Annotated in this window: 9 protein-coding genes; 1 reads left to right on the top strand and 8 read right to left on the bottom strand. The window is 36.8% G+C overall.

Features of this window, described 5'->3' with window-relative positions; genetic code table 11:
• Positions 1 to 54 precede the first annotated feature (54 nt).
• Complete coding sequence (locus H4J63_RS04700; protein ID WP_024604815.1) at positions 55 to 2,322, bottom strand: DNA internalization-related competence protein ComEC/Rec2; 2,268 nt, start codon at positions 2,320 to 2,322, stop codon at positions 55 to 57.
• Between H4J63_RS04700 and H4J63_RS04695 the strand changes: the two genes are divergently transcribed.
• On the top strand, positions 2,302 to 2,808 hold the full coding sequence (locus tag H4J63_RS04695; RefSeq protein ID WP_007586895.1) for a DUF2062 domain-containing protein: 507 nt from the start codon (positions 2,302 to 2,304) through the stop codon (positions 2,806 to 2,808). The two genes, H4J63_RS04700 and H4J63_RS04695, sit on opposite strands and share 21 nt — an antisense overlap.
• 119 nt (positions 2,809 to 2,927) lie before the next feature.
• On the opposite strand, the gene H4J63_RS04690 is transcribed toward H4J63_RS04695, so the two are convergent.
• The 7 genes from H4J63_RS04690 to H4J63_RS04660 form a co-directional block, all read right to left on the bottom strand.
• Positions 2,928 to 4,673 carry a DUF3466 family protein gene (locus tag H4J63_RS04690; RefSeq protein WP_182194864.1) on the bottom strand — a complete coding sequence of 582 codons (1,746 nt, stop codon included), beginning with the start codon at positions 4,671 to 4,673 and terminating at the stop codon, positions 2,928 to 2,930.
• A gap of 11 nt (positions 4,674 to 4,684) precedes the next feature.
• Positions 4,685 to 6,598, bottom strand: a complete 1,914-nt coding sequence (locus H4J63_RS04685) for an ABC transporter ATP-binding protein (RefSeq protein ID WP_024599586.1) — start codon at positions 6,596 to 6,598, stop codon at positions 4,685 to 4,687.
• A 15-nt stretch (positions 6,599 to 6,613) separates the two neighbouring features.
• On the bottom strand, positions 6,614 to 6,853 hold the full coding sequence (locus H4J63_RS04680) for a glutaredoxin family protein (protein ID WP_024599587.1): 240 nt from the start codon (positions 6,851 to 6,853) through the stop codon (positions 6,614 to 6,616).
• Complete coding sequence (rlmKL, locus tag H4J63_RS04675) at positions 6,846 to 8,963, bottom strand: bifunctional 23S rRNA (guanine(2069)-N(7))-methyltransferase RlmK/23S rRNA (guanine(2445)-N(2))-methyltransferase RlmL (protein ID WP_182194860.1); 2,118 nt, start codon at positions 8,961 to 8,963, stop codon at positions 6,846 to 6,848. Before rlmKL ends, H4J63_RS04680 begins: the two co-directional genes overlap by 8 nt.
• A gap of 91 nt (positions 8,964 to 9,054) precedes the next feature.
• Positions 9,055 to 9,585: a cell division protein ZapC gene (locus tag H4J63_RS04670; RefSeq protein ID WP_007586900.1), complete on the bottom strand. Its 531-nt coding sequence runs from the start codon at positions 9,583 to 9,585 to the stop codon at positions 9,055 to 9,057.
• 117 nt (positions 9,586 to 9,702) lie between these two features.
• Positions 9,703 to 10,713 (bottom strand): quinone-dependent dihydroorotate dehydrogenase, encoded by a 1,011-nt coding sequence (pyrD, locus tag H4J63_RS04665; RefSeq protein WP_182194857.1) that lies wholly within the window; start codon positions 10,711 to 10,713, stop codon positions 9,703 to 9,705.
• A 120-nt stretch (positions 10,714 to 10,833) separates the two neighbouring features.
• On the bottom strand, positions 10,834 to 15,675 hold the full coding sequence (locus H4J63_RS04660) for an NAD-glutamate dehydrogenase (RefSeq protein WP_182194855.1): 4,842 nt from the start codon (positions 15,673 to 15,675) through the stop codon (positions 10,834 to 10,836).
• Positions 15,676 to 15,732 lie beyond the last annotated feature (57 nt).

Here is a 15,732-nt window from a genome sequence, read left to right as displayed (position 1 = left end):
CTCTAAATACAGTAACAATCTGTATTGTATCCTCCGATGAGATAAAACTAAACGTCAATCTTTGATAAACCAGTAACTTTCCTGCCTTCTTGCTGTTTCTATAGCCAAATTCTTTGCATAAAATTTAATACTAATTTGCCCTTCAACGCCTGTCGTAAATTGCTGAGCGTTTATTTGGTTATAACGTTCGACGACAAGAGGCTTGGGGAATTCCCATTGCCCTTTATAGGCACTTGAATGAATAACTACTTGGGGAGCAACGTTATTTATAAAATTAACACTTGATGATGTATCGCTGCCATGATGCGGGCTTAACATTACTGTACTTTTCAACGATTTATTATCCGCTAATAGCGATGCTTCACGCGCCTTTGATATATCACCGGTAAGTAACACGCTATGAGTATTATCTGATACCCTAACAACGCATGAATCATCATTTTCATTTCCAAACCCTTTTGTACTAAAGCTTTGTACTTTTAATCCAGCAAAATCAATGTTTATGACTTCACATACATTATGTGTATTTTTAGGATGAAATTGTTGTAATGTTTCACCAAAGCCAGCATCTATGAAATGCTGTAATCCCCCAGCGTGATCATTATCTTCATGACTTAGAATCGCCGTTTTCACTGTTAAATTATTTGCTTTAATATAAGGCAATAAAATACTTCGCGTACGGCTAAAGCGATTGAAATAACTGGGGCCAAAATCATAAATAAGCACTTGTTTATCTTTTTCAATTAATGCCATAAGCCCATGCCCTACATCAAATACATGTAGTTGCCACTTAGACTTTTCTGTTAGCCAATAATTTAATAAAAGCGTTATTGCTGGAATAAAAGCGAGCCATTTATAAGGAAGAAAATAAACCATCAACATAATAATATAAGTAAAAACGACAAATATTGAGTCAATTCTGCCAGTCGTTATCCATCTTAACGATTCTGGTATTTCATAAAGTAATTGAAATAATGCGTATAAACCAGTATCGAACAAATTTATTAAAATACTTATATCTAAAAAGATACTCAGTAATGTAAAAACAATTAAAAAAGGTAAGATAATGATTGAAAGCAGCGGTATAGCAATTAAGTTTATTATCAAACCTGCAATACTTACCCCATTAAAAAAATAGAGTGAAAGTGGCAATAAACCAATAAATAACGCTATTTGAATAACAAACAGTGAAATAACTTTATTTTTTATCCGTGTATTTAATATTGGTAATTTATTAATAACAGTAAAAATTATAGCTACCGCTAAAAATGAAAAATAGAGTCCTGGGTTGAGTAAATTAAATGGGTTAACAATAAGAACAATAACTAAGGCAAATAAAATACTACGCCAACGCAATGGCTGCTTAGCTAGGAAATAAAGTAAAAGATAACATCCGAGCATAATAAGCGCTCGCGTTGCCGATACTATAAATTCACTTAAGTATACATAAACAAGGGCAGCTAGAAATCCGAATAGACTGTAATAAAGAGTAAGGTTAGATGATTGCTCAATTGATAAATTAATTTTTGAAAATATGAATCGAGTAACAAGATAACCGAAGCTAAAAATCAAACCAATATGTAACCCCGATATAGCAAGTAAATGACTTAACCCAAGAGATTGCATTAATTGTTTATCAGCGTAGCTCATCAACGATTTTTCACCGCTCAGCAATGCATAATAGAGCCACTGTAATTTTGTATCCGTATAAGTGTTTTTAAGGAAGTGTTGATAATCTAAAATTATGCTTTGTTTGTCGCTATTTATAATATTAAGATTTTTATTAAGCACTTTACCTTTAAATAATATTCTATTTATAAAAGCATAACGTTCATTATCAAATACATTAAAATTTTTATTACTACGAAAATGTTTTAAATGAATTAAAGCAGAAAATTCATCACCTACTATTAAAGGCTGTGCAGAATTAACACTGAGCATTGCTTTGGGTGCTCTAAAATCCAAAAAATTACTCCCTTCTAATGCCACTATTTTAACTTTAATATATTGAGGTTTTTTGTCAGAAATAACCTCTTCAACAATTAATGTAGAATCAAGTGCATACTTTTCATCCGGTTTTGGTATTTCAAAACTATAAAAAACGTAATAATGCATACCAACGAAGCAAATTGCACAAATAAAGCCTAACAATACGGTTAAAAACGGCTTAAAATAAGCGCTCACTATAACAATGAAAATTGTGAATACTGTAAATTCGAGAGTTTGATAATAAAATACGGTTGCTATACAGCCAATTACAAACCCAAGACTTATCCACACTGATGTAAATGGTTGCTTTAAATGGCTAAAAAAACGATCCAAAGATTTTTACCTGATCCAAATAAAATTAGACATCATAAATCACTAAGGATATTTGGACGCCTTTTACAAGATGCAAATCTTTGGCATTTAAATAGACGTTCTGCTCGGGGTGCATTTGCAGTCGGGTTATTTTTTGCTTTCATCCCTGTTCCTTTTCAAATGGTTTTAGCAGCAGCCGGCGCTATATTATTTAGGGTTAATTTACCTATCTCAGTTGCATTAGTATGGCTTACAAACCCTCTGACTATGCCACCTATTTTTTATGGCTCATACTTAGTCGGGACATTAATACTTAATCAGCCGGAGCAACACTTTGTATTTGAAGCTAGTTGGTCTTGGTTTCTAGAGAGCATAGAAACTATTGGTCCTGCTTTTTTACTCGGTTCATTAGTATGTGCTTCTATTGCATCAATTATCGGCTATTTTGGTATTGATATTATTTGGCGCCGTTCTGTTAAGAAGGCATGGTTATCGCGAAATAATTAGTAGCGTTAAAGCTAAATAATAATTATAAGATTCACGGCAATCCTAATCTTATAAAATATTATAGACGAAAAAAAACCAACTTTATTAAGTTGGTTTTTTATAATCAATATTAGTAAACTTTAAAAGCGAAATATACGTCTTAAGCCAACTAATGGTAATAGCAATAATGTATACCAAGGGAAGCTAGCAGAGTTACGCTCATAGACTTCAGCCTCTGGTGGAGCACAGTTTTCTACTTCACCATTTGCGATTGGCGTTAGTTTAACTGCAACTGCAATGCTCTCATATTCAATTTCACCATTTACATCAGTTACTACACCACCTAAAGAATCTAGCTTTTCAACTGTCTTGGTCGCAGTACCAAATATTTCATTATTTTCGTTAATAGATGTGGCTTCGGCCATTGTATAAGCGTAATTAGTTTCGCCATCGGTATCAAAACAAGGCAGTAAATCGTTTAAATTAGTGATTTTATCTTCACCAATTTTATAAATAAATGCTTCTTTACGACGTGTATTATCGGAAACCCCCACTTCACCTTCACCAACAATATAACCTTGATTATTTATATCGTTACCGTAAGAGCTTGAACTTGAAAAGTAGTCGGTTGGAAAAACGGTATTACCGGTTGCTATATCATGATAGAAAAGTTTATTACGTAGAGTGCCTTCAATACGCTTAGTCGCATAACCTGTAATTACATCATTATCATTAATTGCAATTGATTTACCAGCCTGCCAATCATCTTCTTGATCAATAAAATCAGTAACTGCACCGTCTTTAAAATAAACTGGCATTGTAAGGATCGTATCGTCATTTTTGTAATAACGCGTATTCGATGAACCTACAATTATACCGTTACTATTTACTGCTAAAGCAGTACTTGTAAAAGCGTCATCTTCAGTCTCACCTTCATCAGGTGTAAGCGCTAAACCAAGCTCTTTAACAGAAATAACATTCAGTGATTCGTCAAGCTCCCATTTAACAGCACGTTTATTAAATAAACCTCGTGAAATATTAGTATTTAATAAATTAATACACACTGATGCCGGTTCACCTTCATTATCACAGTTATCATCAATATTATCTTGTCTGTCGTCAGGGATACTTGTAGACATATTACCTACAACAGTATATCCACTGTTTGTTTTAACAATATCGTTAGCACGACTTGTGCCGCCGTATTCATTAAACTCTGGTTCTAATGGAACTTTGATCATGCCATCAGCGCTTATTACAATCCCACGCTCTATAAATTCATGAGTAAACCATGTTTCTGCTTCATCATCACCATCGGGTGTAAAAGACACTTTATCGTATGGAGCGCTACCCCAACCAACCGTAACGCCGTCTTCACTTACAGCATTAAAAAGGTTAGTCGTAGAACGTGTTAACCCATCATAATCAACAGATTCAACATCAAATAATGGTTGCTCTGTAACTTGTGTGTCATTGTACTTTATGCCAACTAATGAGCTTAATTTCTGATATTCAAAATTTGTAGAAATTGAAGATAAAAAACTAACCATGAAAGTATGCGCATCAGCATTAGTGAGTACAGCATCATTATTTTCAATGTCATCAAGTGTAAAGGTAATTTCTTTATCACTTAATTCAAATGCAGCTTCTGTATTGTCGTAGTTATTTTCAATAATATTTTCTGTGAAATCAATATAGCTGATATCAATAGGTAAATTGTATAAACCATTTGCAAAACCAATAATATGCCCGCTTTCGCTTACATCTGTTACATAAGAGTATTTAGCGTCTTCAAGAGTCCCTAATTCACTTAACTGGTACGTTGCACTTGTTGCTGTAGTGCTTAATGTCGCTAAAATACTGGCAGCGAGTAATTTATATTTCATTTTAGTCCTTACTACTGATTCTGTAATTCTTCAAGTTCTTCCCAGCGCTCAAGCGCAGCTTCAAGGTCAGACTCAAGTTGTGCCAAATGGTTCAATGCTTTAGTTGTTACATCACTCTCTTGTTTAAAAAAGTCTGAGTCACTAACTACAGCTTGTTGAGCTTCAATTTCAGCTTCTAGTTTTTCCATTTTATTCGGTAGTTGCTCTAATTCAAGTTTTAATTTGTAAGAGAGTTTATTAGTCTTAGCTGCTGGCTTGGCAACTGGAGCGACCACTTTTTCAACTTTTTTTACTGGTTGTTGCTGAGTTTTTTTTTCTTGTTCAGCTAAGTAGTTAACGTAAGCCTCATAGTCGCTATAACCACCTACAATATCTGTAACTTTACCGTTACCTTCAAACGCCCATACACTTGAACATGTATTATCAATAAATTCACGGTCATGGCTTACAATCAGCACTGTACCTTGGTATTGATTAATGATGTCCTCTAGTAACTCTAACGTTTCAATGTCTAAGTCATTTGTTGGCTCATCGAGAACAAGTATATTAGACGGTTTTAAAAACAATTTAGCTAATAGTAATCTGTTTTTTTCACCACCAGAGAGTGCTTTAACAGGGGTTCGAGCACGTGCTGGCGGGAATAAAAAGTCTTGCAAATAACCTAAAACATGACGTGAGCGGCCGCCCATCATCACTTCTTGTTTACCTTCGGCGACGTTATCTTGAACTGTTGCTTCTTCATCAAGCTTTTCACGATATTGGTCAAAGTAAGCAAATTCTAAATTAACACCTTGCTTAGTTATACCGCTATCTGGTTCTAAATCACCAAACATTAGCTTTAATAGTGTTGTTTTACCAATACCATTTGGGCCTACTAAGCCGATTCTATCACCACGCATTACAAGTGTAGAAAAATCATCAGCAATAACTTTGTCTTTAAATGCATGACAAAGATGTTGAGCTTCAAATACTAACTTGCCAGAGCGGTCTGCTGTTTCAATATTGAAATCAGTTTTACCAACTTGGTCAACACGTTGTTTGCGCTCGGTACGAAGCTGCTTTAACTCACGAACTCTACCTTCGTTACGCGTTCTACGTGCTTTAACACCTTGTCGAATCCACGTTTCTTCTTCGGCTAAGCGTTTATCAAACAATGCATTTTGAGCTTCTTCAACTTTCAGATCATGCGCTTTTTGTTCTAAATAAGTAGCGTAATCGCCTGGGTACGAAATAAGCTTACCACGGTCTAAATCTAAAATACGCGTAGCAACAGCACGAATAAACGCACGGTCATGCGATATAAATACAATACCGCCTTTAAATTCTTTTAAAAACTGTTCAAGCCACATTACACTTGCCATGTCTAAATGGTTTGTTGGCTCATCTAGTAATAATAAATCAGGCTCACTTACAAGTGCACGTGCAAGTGCTACTTTACGTAACCAACCACCAGAAAGAGACTCAAGTTTAGCTTCTGGGGTTAGTTCTAATTGTGTCAAAACTAATTGAATGCGGCTATCAAAGCGCCAGCCATCAGCTGCTTCTAGTTGATTTGATAAACGTTCAAGTTTATTTAATAACTTATCGTTACACTCTGTTTGAAGCTCGTTACTAACATGATGAAAATCAATTAGTAAGTTTGCAATCTCAGGCATACCTTGTGCAACGTAATCAAATACGGTGCCGCTTGCACCTTTTGGTGGATCTTGCTCTAAGCGAGAAATTCGAATGCCACCTAGCTGATTTATTTCGCCATCATCTAAAACAACTTGTCCATCAAGTACTTTTAATAAAGTTGATTTACCTGCGCCATTTCTACCAACAACACACACTCTTTCGCCACTTTCTATAACGGCATCTGCTTTGTTAAGCAAAGCATGTGTACCAAAAGCAAGTTGTGCTTTTAAAATTCTAATTAAATCCATAGTTCTTATTTGCTCTTATTCTGCTTGTGCTAAAAATTCGCGCACAGAGTTTAAAGTAAAAGGCCAAAATAATTGCTCGCCTTTTTCACTTTTTAATACAGGAATAGTAATTTGATACTCAGCTATAAGCTGCTCATCAGTCATAATATCGATTAGTAATAACTCGCTAGTATCACAAAGTACCTCAGTGATAAGTTGCTCAGCTTGCTCGCACAAGTGGCAACCATCAGTGTGGTATAAAACCCAATTAGCCATGTGTGATTAGCCAGCTATTATGGATTTTTTTATTACGTTTAAAGTCTGGTGATAACGTTTTATCTGAAATATTAACGGCTTTTAAACCTAAACCAATCAGACCAACTTCATCTATAACAAAGCCACGTTTGTTATTAGAGAAAATCAACGTACCCGATGGGCTTAAAATCTTTTTTACCCACGTTAATAATTTAATATGATCGCTCTGAACATCAAATGCATCTTTCATTCGTTTTGAGTTTGAAAACGTTGGAGGATCTAAAAATATCAAATCGTATTGCGCTGTTGCGTGCTCTAACCATTTTAAACAATCTGCTTGTTCAAAGCGGTATCGTGTATTACTAATACCATTTAAATCAAAGTTATCTTGGCCCCATTTTAAGTAGGTCTTTGATAAATCAACTGTAGTAATGGCTTTAGCACCACCAAGAGCAGCATGTACAGAAGCTGTACCTGTGTATGCAAAAAGGTTTAAGAAACGTTTATCTTTAGCATTTTCTTGAATGTAGCGGCGCATTAAACGGTGATCTAAAAACAAGCCCGTATCTAAGTAGTCAAATAAGTTAACTTTGAACTTAGCACCAAACTCTTCAACAACCATAGTCCGGTTTTGTTTGGCCATCGCTGTATATTGATCTTCGCCCTTTTGCTTTTTACGTACTTTTACAGCAATGTTTTCAGGTGAAATCTCAAGCTGTTGAGCCGTTAAACTTATTACGTCTTGCAGGCGTTTTTCTGATGTTTTTTCATCAATTTCTTTAGGCGCTGCATATTCAAAAATTACAGCAGAGTCGCCATAAATATCTACAGCAACATTGTATTCAGGGATATCCGCTTCATAGACGCGATAAGCATCTATTTTATTTTGTTTAAGCCAGTTTTTTAAGCCTTGCTTATTTTTTTTCAATCTATTTGCAAATGACGTTGACCCTTCAAAATTGAGTGCTTTTTTGTCATCTGTGGTCAAACTTACTTGCTTATCATCTAATTGATATAAGTTAAGTTCTACATCAAGCGGGCCATTTTTAAATTTATAACGCTTAAGGCGCACAAGTTTTAAAAGTTTAAATAGGCTCTCGTCCATACCAAGTAAGGCAAGTTTCCAGTGATTGAAGTGTTTTTTAAAGCCAACGCCTAAATTACGGTGTAAATCAACAAGCTCAGCCATAGAGCCAATACGCTCACCATAAGGTAAGTTTGAAATTACAACACCCGGTAATTTTGCAACAGCTGTAAGTTTAGTTGCATCACTTTGCTTAAACTTAATAACGTCGTCAAGCTCTGCTCGTTTAGCATTATCAATTGCTTTACTTAATACTTGCTCATCGTAATCGTGGCCAATTAACCACAATTTAGGATCAGTAATATTAGCGAGTAACTCTTCTTTAAGCTCTTTAAACTTAGCGGCTCTAAAACTGGGTAAACGCTCAAAAGCAAAACCTTCACGGAATAATCCTGGCGCTTCATTTCGCGCCATACCGGCAGCTTCTATCAAAATAGTACCCGCACCACAACATGGATCAAATAAAGGCTGTTTTACATTTTCAAGCCAGCCACTTCGCTTAATTAATGCAGCAGCTAAGTGCTCTTTAATTGGCGCTTTACCTTGGCCTTGACGGTAACCACGTTCTGACAAACGAGGACCTGAATAGTCAATATACATCGATACGCCGTAACGATTTAATCGTGCAACTACGCGCACGTTAGCATCTTGCTTATCAACGTTAGGACGTTGCTCGTATAAATCATTAAAATAGTCAACAATTGCATCTTTGATTACAAGACCCGAAAATTGCGTGTTTTTTAATGAGTCATTGGTACCGTTGAAGTCGACAGCGAATGTTTGCGTAGGTCCAAACCATTCTTGCCAAGGTTGCGAGCGCGCAAAATTATACAGGCTATTTTTGTCATCTACGCCTTCTTTTTCTTCAATAAGCATAAGCACACGCGTTGCAAAACGAGTTGATAAACAAACCTTTTGCGCAAGTAATGAGTCAGCCTCAAAACGAACAGAACCAACAGTTTGCTTAGACACGGTTGCGCCAAGTTCTGTTAGTTCATCAACCAATAAATTTTCGATTCCGATAGAAGTAAGTGCGATAAATTGCAAAGTAATAACCCTTAATAGCTAATTGCGCAGGATTATAACATAGGTTGGGCGACAAACACGCCATAAAGACACGCTTAAGACTTAAATTTGGTTAGGCGGTTTGACTTTGATATTGCTGATTTAGGATGGGGTGGACTCGATTATTCAAAATACGGATTACTTCAAATTGCGCTAAAGATAAGTTTTCGTCTAATTTAAAGGTTTCACTTAAATTCAAACAAATAGATGCATCAGGACAATGCTCTACAATTAAAAAATCACCTGACTGCGCTTTAGATGTTAATTTTACTATTGCCTCTACACTTGGCTCTGTCCCTGTGTATTCTTCAAAAAACCAACTTTTTGCTAAAACGGGTTTTAAGTGATACTTAACAGCAGTTGCATTTAATGATATTTGACAAATTTGAGCCGCTGACCACAATTCAAATCCGTCCAGATAATTATAAACTTGTTCGTAAAATGCAGCATCTTCGAGACTAAAACGTGGATTTTTAAAAACAGAATCGGTGAGCTGTCTTAATTTATAAGGCGTGCATAATTGCATGTCGTCATTTAAATCAAGTAACAAACGATTTTTATCAGGACAAGTAATCCACTGCCATTGCTTTGATGCTTGTAACATTTACTCCTCCTTGGGTATGTTGAATAATTATTGCTCAGAGTATAACCGCTTTTGACCACTTTTAAAATGTTTGCTTAGAACATTTAGCTAACGATCAAAAGCTTAGATAACTGATCCTTATAAGCCGTTAACGATCGACTTTACCAATTGTGGACCTTTGTAGATGAACCCAGTATAAACCTGAACTAAATTTGCGCCTGCATCTAACTTTTCTTTTGCAGATGTAGCATCATCAATACCGCCGACTCCGATGATTGGTAGCTTACCTTGTGTTAAGCGTTTTAGTTCACTTACTACCTCTGTAGAGCGCATTCTAACAGGGTGACCTGATAAACCGCCCGCCTCTTGTGCATATTGCTGCCCCATGACTGCGGCTCGTTCAAGCGTTGTGTTTGTGGCAATTACACCATCAATTTTATTATTTAAAAGTGATTCACTTACTTGCTCTATTTGTATTTGATCGAGATCCGGTGCAATTTTTACAAGCATAGGCACTTGCTTATTATGCTTTGCAATTAAATCTAACTGTTCATTTTTAAGACTTTGCAACAAATCGTCAAGTGCAGCACCATATTGTAAATCACGAAGCCCTGGGGTATTTGGTGATGAAATATTTACCGTAATGTATGAGGCATGCTCAAATACTTTACGCATACAATAAATATAGTCATCTTTACCTTGCTCGTTAGGCGTATTTTTATTTTTACCAATATTAATACCGAGTATGCCACTGTACTTTGCTGCTTTTACATTTTCGACTAAATTATCAACACCTTTATTATTAAAACCCATACGGTTAATAATTGCGTTTGACTCTGGAAGTCTAAAAATACGTGGCTTATCATTACCAACTTGAGGACGCGGTGTAACCGTTCCAACTTCAATAAAACCAAACCCCATTTGGCTAAATGCATCTATACATTCTGCATTTTTATCCAGGCCAGCGGCAAGCCCTACTGGATTTTTAAATTCAAGACCTAAAAAGTTTACGGGTTTATCTGAAACACTTTGTGACCAAGCTATATTTAGAGGCGTATTAGCAAAACGACGAAGATTATTAAGTGCAAACTCATGCGCCCACTCCGCATCACGGGTAAACATAAAACGGCGAGCTAAATCATAAAACATCAATATAATCCTCTTTTTAAATTTTAGACAAAAAAATACCTCAGACAAGGCTGAGGTATTGTATAACAATTTTAACAATCAGTTATTTATTTACTAAACAATTAACTGATTAAAGCTAAATTATTTTCCTGGCGTATCACAATTGTGGCTTAACAACATAAGTTCACGAAGTGCAACCGAGAACTTAGCAAAGTCGTGGCTTTGTGATGTTTTAAACTCAGCCAGCATTTGTTTCCAGCGTTGAAGTAATAAATCTTGGCTATCCATCCACTCGTCTATTTGACTATCAACATCGCTCTCATCACCTTCAAAGCTATTTAATACAACTTCAGATAACGTACGTTGCTGCCAATCAAGCTCTTCTCGATAAGACGAGCGAGCAAGTGCTTGCCAATGATTTGCTACTGGTTGCTTAGTTATTTGCTCTAAGAACCAATGCAGACCCATTCTTGCACCTAGTTTAAAGTAAGTATTGGACACCATCGAAATACTCTTACCTGAACTATTCGCAACTTCTGCTAAATCCATCACAGAGAATAAGCTTGATAAAGAAACAATACGATTAGCTATATCTGTTGGAACACCCGCGTCAATTAACTTATTGGCCTCAATTACAATACGATCATTTTCTTTTTCAATCATATACGTATTTAAGTTATCGCTTAAATCTTTGAATGTTGGCGCAAAGAATTCAATTCCTTGTTCAATCGTTTGTGACTTATTACGATGACGTAAGAACCAACGCGTTGCTCGGCGCACAGTACGACGAAGTTGGTAAAGCATTTCAGTTTGAACTGCTGCTGGTATTTTATTATCAAGTGCACTAATAGAAGACCATGTTTCACGCATTTCAAATATTTCGCTAGCAATTGAGTAACACATTGCTATCTCAGCTTCATTAGCACCAGTTTCTTCATGCATACGTACCATGAAGTTTAAACCCATATCGTTAACGATACTGTTAGCAAGTTTAGTTGCAATAATTTCTTTACGAAGTGGGTGGTTGTTCATCGCATCGTTAAACTTCTCACGTAGAGGACGTGGGAATGACTTAACAAGCAATTGGCGATAGTAAGGGTTTTCAGTAATTTCATCACTTACTAAAGACTCTTTTAATACCATTTTTGCGTAAGACACTAGCACTGAAAGCTCAGGACGAGTTAAGTCTTTACCTGCAGCGGCGCGTTCTGCCAATTCTTCATCACTTGGAATAAATTCGATAGCACGGTTTAACTTGCCTTCTTTTTCAAGCGCATGGATGAAACGAATCTTCTCTTTAAGCGTTGAAGTGCCCTTAGATTGCGTAATTGAAATAGTATGTGTTTGACGGTAACAGTCCTTTAATACTAATTCAGAAACTTCATCTGTCATTGAGTAAAGTAGCTCATCACGTTGTTTACGTGTTAGGTCACCTTCAGCTACTAGGCCATTAAGTAAAATCTTTATATTTACTTCGTTATCTGAACACGCAACACCACCAACATTATCAATAAAGTCCGTGTTTACGCGCCCGCCTTTAGCTGCAAATTCAATTCTGCCAAGTTGAGTAGTACCTAAGTTACCCCCCTCACCTAAAATTTTAGCGCCTAAATCTCTACCATTAATACGTAACGCATCGTTTGCACGATCCCCTACATCTGCATCAGTTTCTTTAGAGTTTTTGATATACGTTCCGATACCGCCATTCCACAGTAAATCAAACTCCATCATTAACGATGCTTTTATTAATTCGTTTGGCGTCATACTCGCTTTTTTAGTGCCCAACATTTTTTTCATTTCTGGGCTAAGCGTAATTGATTTAGCTGCACGAGAGAAAACACCACCACCGGCAGAAATGAACTCTTTGTTATAATCATCCCACGATGAACGCGGCATATTGAATAAACGTTCGCGCTCAGGGTAAGAAGTAGCAGCATCTGGGTTTGGATCAACAAAAATGTGCATATGGTTAAAGGCAACTTGTAACCGAATATGCTTAGATAACAACATACCATTACCAAATACATCACCAGCCATATCGCCTATAGCTACCACTGTAAAGTCAGTCGTTTGACAATCGATATCCATTTCACGGAAATGTCGTTTAACTGACTCCCATGCGCCTTTAGCTGTAATACCCATTTTCTTATGATCGTAACCAACCGAGCCACCTGATGCGAATGCATCGCCTAGCCAGAAATTGTATTCATTAGCTATGCCGTTTGCGATATCAGAGAACGTAGCTGTACCTTTGTCGGCTGCAACCACCAGGTATGCATCATCTTCATCGTGGCGAACAACATCTCGAGCTGGCACTACTTCACCGCGCTCTATGTTATCTGTAATATCTAGAAGACCACGGATAAAAATTTTGTAACACTCTTGGCCTTCTTTTATAAACGCTTCGCGCTCACTAGGTAATTGTTTACATACAAAACCACCTTTAGAGCCAACAGGTACAATTACTGTATTTTTAACTTGTTGCGCTTTAACTAAGCCAAGTACTTCAGTACGGAAGTCTTCACGACGGTCAGACCAACGCAGACCACCACGCGCTACTTTACCGTAACGTAAATGCACACCTTCAACGCGCGGAGAATAAACAAAGATCTCAAACGCAGGAAGTGGAAGTGGTACATCAGGAATTAAGCTAGGCTGTATTTTAAACGAAACATAAGATTTAAACTGACCTGCATCATCTTTTTGGAAATAGTTGGTACGTAGCGTCGCAACAATCATATCTACGTATAAACGTATAATGCGGTCATCATCAAGGTTTGCTACATTTTCAAGTTCTAAATAAATTTGCGTGCTTAGCTTTTCAAGTGTTTTAGCACTTGCTGGGCTCTTAACTGAGAACTTTTTAGCAAATAAATTAACAATTTGCGCTGCAATGTTTGGATAATTTGCAAATGTGCTTTCAATGTAACTTTGTGAGAACGTTACACCAATTTGACGCATGTACTTAGCGTAAGCACGTAAAATAGAGGCTTCGCGGCCAGTTAGGCCACCCATTAACACTAAACGGTTAAAACCATCGTTTTCAAGGCGGTTGCCCCACACATTTGTTAATGCAGCGCGAAAACGTGCTGAAATTTTATCAAAGTCTGCCATCCCTTTGCTGTCAATAAGCATCGAGAAGTCCATGATCCAGTTGATACGACCATCGCTAGTTTTAACTGAATATGGTGTTTCACCAACAACGCGAAGGCCAAAGTTTTCAAGCATTGGCATAACATCAGATAAATGAATCGGCTCATCTTTATGGAATAAGCTTAATCGTACAATATTGCTGTTTGCTTCTTCTTGAGGACGGTAAAACAGCATTTCTAGTTTGTTTTCATCGCTAAGTAGTTCTAACTTTTCAATATCAACAACCGCAGCACTTGGAAGCACTTCATCTTTGTACGAGCGTGCAAACGCGTTACAGTATTTACGATTTAAATCGTTACCACGAGCTTCACCAGCAGACTCTAAAAGAGCAGATTGAAGTTTATCTTCCCACGTACGTGCAGCTTCTACTAAATTGTTTTCGATGTCTTTCACGTTATATTCGATCTTGTTGTCGGTCACACGAACAGTGTAATGAGTACGCGCCAGTGTTGACTCAGAGAAATAAGTAGTAAATTCGACTTTATCGTCAGAATTAAATGCATTAGCTAATATATCTTGCGTTTCACGACGAAGAGCCGTGTTATAACGCTCACGAGGTACATAAACCATACAAGATAAAAAACGACCATACGCATCTTTACGTACAAACAAGCGGCACATATCGCGCTCTTGTACTTGTAACACACCCATAGCAACTTCAAGTAGCTCACCTTCGCGCGCTTGAACTAGCTCATCACGTGGGTAGGTTTCTAAAATATTTAAAACAGCTTTGTAAGCGTGAGTACCTTTAGCAAAATCACACATTTCCATAATGCGATTAATTTTACTTTTTAACACAGGTACATCAGTAGCACTGTTATTGTAAAAGCTTGATGAGAATAAACCGATAAAGCGGTCTTCACCAATTACATTGCCTTCATCGTCAAAACGCTTAATGCCTACATAATCGATGTAAGCTGGACGATGAACACGAGAAACAGAGTTAGTTTTTGTTAAAATCAGTAGGTTGCTGCTACGAGCTTCTTGACGTGCAACTTCAGGTAATTCTGATAATAAGCGAGTGTGTTCTTCAGTCGAGTTTTTCATCAAGCCTAGGCTTGTATCCATTTTACCTTTTAGTTGGTAATCACCTTGAACTGGGCTTAACTCATATTCACGGTAACCCATTAGGGTAAAATTATCTTTAGCTAACCAATCTAAAAACTCAGTTGTTTCTGAAACTTCATCTTTACTTTTATTATGATGACGTTTAGGTAACTCTTTAGTCACTGCAATCAATTTTTTACGAATTGGCTGCCAATCATCAACAGCAACTGATACATCAACAAGCACAGACTCTAATTCTTTTTTGAAAGACTCAATCACAGAAGAATCTGTCTGACGGTCGATTTCAATAAAGAACACTGTTTTAGTAGATGAAGATTCTTGCTCTGCTTTTAAATTTGATAATCCAGAAATTTTAGCGTTTGTATCGCGCTTAATTTTTAATGGACAATGAAGTAATAAGTGAGAGGCGATATTTTCACGAGTCATGGCCATACGAACAGAATCAACTAAAAACGGCATGTCTTTAGTAATAATTTCTACAATTGTATGCGATGACTGCCAGCCATCTTTTGCCACTTCAGGATTGAAAACGCGGATAACAGCGTCGTCGGTAGTATTTTTTTCTAGCGAGTTCCAAAGGCTTAATGCTGCGCCATATAGGTCACTATCGTTGCGATTTGCCAAATCCTCTTTAGACATGTTGCTGTACAAGGCTTTGGCGAATTTCTCAACGAGTAACACATTATCAGCGCGAACTTTTTTCTGGATCAGCTTACAGACATTATCTAGGATAACCGAGGCTTGGCCTTCATTTCGTGTCATTGTATGTTCCTTAATCTATTACTGCTCAGGAGCAGAAATTTGTACAGCTATTCATTA

Source organism: Pseudoalteromonas sp. 5Ae-yellow, from assembly GCF_014077565.1.
In the GTDB taxonomy this organism is placed as follows: domain Bacteria; phylum Pseudomonadota; class Gammaproteobacteria; order Enterobacterales; family Alteromonadaceae; genus Pseudoalteromonas.
The sequence above is the reverse complement of the archived record's forward strand: the minus strand, read 5'-3'. Positions and strand labels throughout refer to the sequence as shown.